The sequence below is a fragment of the Actinosynnema sp. NPDC049800 genome (genome assembly GCF_040656635.1).
Classification (GTDB): Bacteria; Actinomycetota; Actinomycetes; order Mycobacteriales; family Pseudonocardiaceae; genus Actinosynnema.
Genome location: NZ_JBFAMT010000115.1, coordinates 1 through 5,903, shown reverse-complemented (window position 1 = coordinate 5,903; position 5,903 = coordinate 1). Strand labels below are relative to the sequence as shown.

Sequence of the window (5,903 nt, the reverse complement as noted above, 5' to 3'; positions counted from 1 at the left end):
CGGCTCGGTCGCGTCCATCTTCATCTCGTTCTCGGCCGTGACCATGTCGAACTCGCGGTTCAGGATGCCCACGTAGGTCGAGTCGCCCAGCTTGTTGGCCGCGACCGCGGTGCCGAAGTACCGCCCGCTCTGCTGGGCCGCCGCCGCGAGCGTGGAGGCGGCACCGCTGGCGGGCGCGGCCACGAGCACCGCGGCGCCTGCGGCGGCGGCGACCAGGGTCGACACGAGTGCGACTCTTGAGACTGACTTCGCTGTCAGCGTCATGTTCGGCGCTTTCTGGGGAGCACCCGCGGTAGCGCGGGTGGGGGTGGGTTGGGTCGGAGCGGTCGATGGTCCGCTCGGTGCGGGTGGCGGCGTTCCTCGTAGCCACACGCTGTTCGGTTCGAAACGTTAAGCAGTATTAACCGAAACAGTTTGGCCGATCAAGGCCCGGCTGAGGTCGGTCTGAGGCCGAGGTTTACATGCATGAACACCGACGAACCGGTTAAGTGCGATCTTGGGTCTTCGCCGGAAGCCCAGGTGAAAGGCCCTTGTCGTGGGGTGTCCGGTGCTCCGGTCGCGGTATGGCCAACAGGGGTGTGCCGGGGACTTGTTTCGCAATAATTCGAAACTATATTCGCAAATTTCAGCGTTCTCGGGCGGGGTCGTGGCCTGGAAGGCCTTCGCCGACGGTCACCGCGCCGGCCTGCCGCGCACGAGTCGCGGGACTTTCTTGGCGGCAGACGACCGCGTCGTGGTCTTCGGCGTCCACCACGTGGAAGGGGCGCTCGGCGGCGCGTCCGGGTCCGTGCCCTTCTACGCCGAGCCCGAGCGGATGCGGGGTCCCTGCGGGCGATGAGCGGTGTGTCCGCGGCGGCCCGGCTCGACCTGGCCGACCGGATGAGCTTCGTGTCGGCGAGCTTCACGTCGCCCGCCGGCAGCGGGTGCGGCCGGAACAGGCGGCCGAGGGTGTGCGAGGAGCCCGGGTCACGGCGTCCGCGCTGGGGGTCGGACGAGGTCACCGAGGGGTTCTCCAGTCAGGTGGAAAGCGCTTGCCAGATTCTCGGGAAGGTTCGGGCGGTGTCAATGCGCGTGGTGGGTCGGGGAAGCCTCGTCGAGGCTTCGGTAAGTCGCGACGAACGGTTGACGGCGCCACTCCGTTAGTCCAGACTTACCGATGTGACCGCTTCCGCTGGTGCCGTGCTGGACGCGTTGGGTGATCCGACACGGCGGTTGATCCTCGAACGGCTGCTCGACGGGCCGCTGGCGGTGGGGGTGCTGGCCGAACGGGTGCCGGTGTCGCGGCCCGCCGTGTCGCAGCACCTGAAGGTCCTCAAGGAGGCGGAGCTGGTGGTGGAGGCCGCGGCGGGCACGCGGCGGCTGTACCGCGTCAACCCCAGGGGTTTGGACGTGGTGCGCGATTACCTCGACCGGTTCTGGTCGAGCACGTTGGACAACTTCGCCGCATTGGCGGCGGCCGAGGCCGAGCGCGAGGAGAGCTGATCGAGATGGGTGCCGAAGCGACCACGGAGATCGTCGTCCACAAGACGGTGACCGTGCCCCTCGGGGTGCGGCGGACGTTCGAGCTGTTCACCGCGCGGATGACGGACTTCTGGCCGTCCGAGCACTCGATCGGCACGGCGCCCCTGGCGGAGGTCGTGGTCGAACCGCGCGAGGGCGGGCGGTGGTTCGAGCGCGGGGAGGACGGCAGCGAGTGCTCGTGGGGCCGGGTCGCGCGGTGGTCGCCGCCGAACCGGCTCGTGCTGCTGTGGCAGATCGGGGCCGACTGGACCTACGACCCGTCGCTGGAGACCGAGGTGGAGATCGACTTCGTGGAGGAGTCCCCGGACCGCACCCGGCTGGAACTGCGTCACCGCCACCTCGAGCGCTTCGGCGAGCGGGCCGAGGCGCTGCGCGCGGCCTTCGACGGGCCGGGCGGCTGGAGCGGCACGCTGACCCGGTTCGCCGAGTTCGCGCGCTGACCGCGCCCGCCGGGTGGTGGTGGCCTGGGTCGCAGTCGCGGGGAGGACGTGGACGGCGCGCCACGGCGGGCGCAAAGTAGTTGCACCCTGGAACCAAGTAGTTCTAGGGTGGAACTATGTCGGATCGGGACGGCGGCTCGCCCCACGAGGAGTTCGCCGAGGTGTTCGTGGACTTCGTCCGCGGCTTCGGCCTGCTGGACGCCGAGACCACGCCCTGTGGCGCGCCGATGTCGACCGCGGAGGCGCACGCGATCACCGTCCTGCGCGCCGGGGGGCTGCACCAAGGCGTCCTCGGCGAGCGGGTCGGCCTCGGCAAGTCCTCCACGAGCCGCTTGGTCGACGGACTGGAGCAGCGCGGTTGGGTGCGACGCGTCCCCGACCCGGACGACGGGCGCGCCCGCCTCCTGCGGTTGACCGACAAGGGACGTGAGGTCGCGGGCGGGGTGGTTCGTCGCCGCGCGGACCGGTTGTCCGCATTGCTCGACAACGTTCCCGCCGCGCGACGCCGCTCCGTCATCGAAGCGCTGCGACTACTCACGGAAGCAGGACGTCTTGATGCGCCGTAACCTCCTCCTCGGACTGATCACGCTGCTGGTGGCGGTCGGTGCGTGCGCGGTGCCGGACGACGACGCGCGGCAGGCCGCCCGGCAGTCCGAGGTCGCCGAGAAGGGCCGGGCGGTCATGCCGTTCGACCTGGAGCGGACCACGCACCGGTTCCTCCCGACCGGCGACGGGCTGCGGCAGGAGGTCGTCGCCGACGAGGTCGACGACGCCGCCCAGGTCGCGTTGATCCGCGAGCACCTCGCGGAGGAGGCGGAACGCTTCCGCTCCGGGGACTTCGCCGACCCGGCCCGGATCCACGGAACGGCCATGCCCGGCCTCGCGGAGCTCTCGGCCGGCGCGGCCGGCATCGCCATCGTCTACGGCGACCTGGACACCGGCGCCTCGCTGGACTTCCGCACCTCCGATCCGCGGTTGGTCCAGGCCCTGCACGCGTGGGGCGAGGCGCAGGTGTCCGACCACGGGAACCACGCGGAGCCGTCGAAGTAGTGCACGCGACCACCGCCGGGCCTCGTCGGTCCACAGCGGATTCGGCCGGGTACTCCCGGCCCCGGATGTCCGCTCGGTGACCGGTCACGCCGGGATCTGTCCAGGTCGCACTGTCGTGGGTGGACACTCGGTCGGCGCGCCTCCGTTGCCCAGCAGGGGCATCACACGATTGGGTGTTCACTCGTTCGTGGTAATCCCGTGCGGGGATGCCCAAGGTCGGTCCGGGGCTGGACGATGGGACAGCGGCACGCTGCTCTTCACTGCCGTGACCTGAACGGATTTGCCAGGGGGTAACCATGACGGCAGCACACGTCGTCGTTTCCATCGAGGCGGGGGCCGAGGCGCGGACCGGGGGAGGTCGGGTCGCGGCCGGGTGGCTGGTCGAACCGACCCGGGTCGTGGTGCCCGACCCGCCGCCCGGCTTGCTGGACGGCAGCCTCGACGTCGAGGTCGTGCTCGCGGGTGCGGACGAGGGCCCGGTCGAGCGCATCCCGCCGACCGGGGTGAACGCCCTGCGGGTCGCCGGCGCGGAGTTCGCCGTCCTCGACCTCGCCGCGGCCTCACGACACGCGCCGAACGCGGTGATGCCCGAGTCGGTCGCGCTGGAGGAGGCGGTCGCCGCCCACGGGGGCGACGCGCGGGCGGCGTTCGAGTTCGCCGGCGGGCCCTACCCGCCGGGCGACAAGGCGTGCGCGAAGCACAACATCGTCAACTGCGCCCGCTGCTCATGACGTGGAGCCGCCTCGTCCCGGTGGCCGCGGACGTCGGGCTTGCCCTGGCGGCGGGCGCCATGGACGTGGTGCTCTACTCGCACGTCCCGCTGCGGCCGGAAGAGCCGGACTTCTGGTTCGCCCTGGGGTACCTGGGCCTGGTGTTCGTCGTGCTCATGGCCCGGCGCCGCCACCCGTTGGCGGTGTTCGTCGTGGTGCTGTCGGTGGCCGTGCTGGCCTCGCCCGTCAGCGGCTTCGACTTCCGCCCCGAGATCGTCGTGTACCTGGCCCTGTTCACCGTCGCCGAGCGGTGCCGGGTGCGGGTCGCGGGCGTGGCGCTGGCCGGCGCGCTGCTCTACGCGTTCGCCAGCTCCACGCCCGACTTCGACCCCAGCGGGCTCGAAGACCTCGTCGTGGACGTCGCGGCGGCCGCCTACCTGACCTTGTTGCCGCTGTCGGTGTGGGCGACCGGCCGGTGGGTCCGGACCAGCCGGGAGCACGCGCGGGTGCTGGAGGCGAGGCGGGAGCTGGAGGCGCACCAAGCCGTCGCGGAGGAGCGCGGCCGGATCGCCCGGGAACTGCACGACGTGGTGTCCCACGCGGTCACGGTGATCGTGCTCCAGGCCGCGGGCGGGCGGCGGGTGGTCGACCGCGACCCGGCCCGGGCCGGGCGCGCGTTCGACACGATCCAGCGCCTGGGCGAGAACGCGATGGGTGAGCTGCGCCGGATGCTGGAGGTCCTGCGCGCCGACGGGGAGCCGGCCGAGCCGCAGCCCGGCGTCGACGACCTCCCGGCCCTGCTGGACTCGTTCCGGGCGGCGGGGCTGCGGGTCGAGTCGCGCGTCGTCGGCGATCCGCGGCCGGTCGCGCCGACCGTGGACCTCGCGGTGTACCGGGTGGCGCAGGAAGCCCTGACCAACGTCACCAAGCACGCGGGCACCGGCGCGTCCGTCGAGGTGCTGCTGACCTGGGCCGCGGACCACGTCGAGATCCAGGTCCACGACGAGGGCGGGCACGGTGCCGCCCACCGCGGCCCCCTGTCCACCGGCCACGGCCTGACCGGGCTGCGCGAACGGCTGGCCGCGCTCGGCGGCAGCCTGGACACCGCCCGCACGCCCGCCGGGGGCTTCCGGCTCCGCGCCGTCCTGCCGCTCGCCGACACGGCCGGACCAGGGGAGGACGACCCGCCGCCGGTGCCGCTCCGCCGGGCGCGGCTCGGCCTCCTTCCCGCTCGGGCCCGCCGCACCCGGGGCGGAAGCGTGGCAGCCGGGGCGCGAACACGTCCGGAAGAGGAGTTCGCGCCCGGCGTCGACCCGTGAGCGCGGGCTGGGGCGAGGTCGTGCCGGAGGCCGCCGCGCGCGCTTTCCCGCCGGCGGGACCGGTTCGTTGACGACGGGACGCAGCGCCGAGACGATCTGGACGCGCTGCCGGCTCACCTCCATGCCCGGTGCGCCTTCTCACCCTCGGCTTCGGGCTCTCCCGGCGCCTCTCCCGCAGAGGAACAGTTGATGCACGAGTTCAGATCGTTCCTGGGCGCTCTGGCGACGGCTCTGGCCGTCGTCGCCGCGCTCGCGCCGAGCGCGACCGCCGCCCCGGCAACGCCCGCGGTCGACGTCCAGGTGCCGGCAGCAGCCACTTCCGGGAACAGCCCGGCGATCGAGATGGTGGGTGCCCAGGAGTCCGTCGTCACGACGTACACCAGCACGACCGCGTGGGTGCGCCAGTGCGCCTCCCTGAGCTGCGGTTACCACGAGGTCCCGGCGAACTCGTTCGTGATGGCGTACTGCTACACCTCGAACGCCGGCATCTTCTGGAACATGGTGCTCACCGACCACCCGGCCAATCCGACCCTGCCGATCGCGGGTTTCGTGGACACGACGGCCCTGTACCAGGACAACGTCCACCAACCGTGCACCTCGGTCGGTGAGGGTCCGAACCGCCCGGCCGCCGAGATGTGGGCGCACAGCTGCCCGCTGATGGCCTGCGGCTACGGCGTCATCCAGGCCGGGCACGACGTCGCCCTGGTGGCCGTCACGGATCAGATGTACGAGGGCGAGTTCTGGGCGCTGGTGCTCGACCACGACAACGTCAACAAGGACCTCGTCGGTTTCGTGCACGAGGACGACCTCTTCTAGGACGACCTCTCCCACCCGGCGCCGGGACGTCGGGCGTCCCGGCGCAC

Annotated in this window: 8 protein-coding genes; 7 read left to right on the top strand and 1 reads right to left on the bottom strand. The window is 72.0% G+C overall.

All coding sequences use genetic code 11. The features are described 5' to 3' along the window. The coding region (locus AB0I91_RS44465) for an endo-1,4-beta-xylanase (RefSeq protein WP_499642312.1) at window positions 1-264 on the bottom strand (264 nt) is incomplete at its 3' end. An 894-nt stretch (window positions 265-1,158) separates the two neighbouring features. On the opposite strand from AB0I91_RS44465, the gene AB0I91_RS44460 reads away from it, so the two are divergent. The 7 genes from AB0I91_RS44460 to AB0I91_RS44430 all read left to right on the top strand — a co-directional run bounded on the left by AB0I91_RS44460 (window position 1,159) and on the right by AB0I91_RS44430 (window position 5,856). After that, on the top strand, window positions 1,159-1,482 hold the full coding sequence (locus tag AB0I91_RS44460) for an ArsR/SmtB family transcription factor (protein ID WP_498777215.1): 324 nt from the start codon (window positions 1,159-1,161) through the stop codon (window positions 1,480-1,482). A 5-nt stretch (window positions 1,483-1,487) separates the two neighbouring features. Further along, a complete protein-coding gene (locus tag AB0I91_RS44455) occupies window positions 1,488-1,961 on the top strand; it encodes an SRPBCC family protein (protein WP_498777217.1) in 474 nt (157 codons plus the stop codon). A gap of 116 nt (window positions 1,962-2,077) precedes the next feature. Further along, complete coding sequence (locus tag AB0I91_RS44450; protein WP_498777219.1) at window positions 2,078-2,527, top strand: MarR family winged helix-turn-helix transcriptional regulator; 450 nt, start codon at window positions 2,078-2,080, stop codon at window positions 2,525-2,527. After that, on the top strand, window positions 2,517-3,011 hold the full coding sequence (locus AB0I91_RS44445; RefSeq protein ID WP_498777221.1) for a hypothetical protein: 495 nt from the start codon (window positions 2,517-2,519) through the stop codon (window positions 3,009-3,011). Before AB0I91_RS44450 ends, AB0I91_RS44445 begins: the two co-directional genes overlap by 11 nt. A 296-nt stretch (window positions 3,012-3,307) precedes the next feature. Then, window positions 3,308-3,742, top strand: coding sequence for a hypothetical protein (locus tag AB0I91_RS44440; RefSeq protein ID WP_498777223.1), 435 nt, complete (start codon window positions 3,308-3,310; stop codon window positions 3,740-3,742). Continuing rightward, the gene (locus AB0I91_RS44435) at window positions 3,739-5,040 is read left to right on the top strand and encodes a sensor histidine kinase (RefSeq protein ID WP_499619189.1); all 1,302 of its coding nucleotides are present in this window, start codon (window positions 3,739-3,741) and stop codon (window positions 5,038-5,040) included. Before AB0I91_RS44440 ends, AB0I91_RS44435 begins: the two co-directional genes overlap by 4 nt. Window positions 5,041-5,229: 189 nt before the next feature. After that, the gene (locus tag AB0I91_RS44430) at window positions 5,230-5,856 is read left to right on the top strand and encodes a hypothetical protein (protein ID WP_498777227.1); all 627 of its coding nucleotides are present in this window, start codon (window positions 5,230-5,232) and stop codon (window positions 5,854-5,856) included. Window positions 5,857-5,903 lie beyond the last annotated feature (47 nt).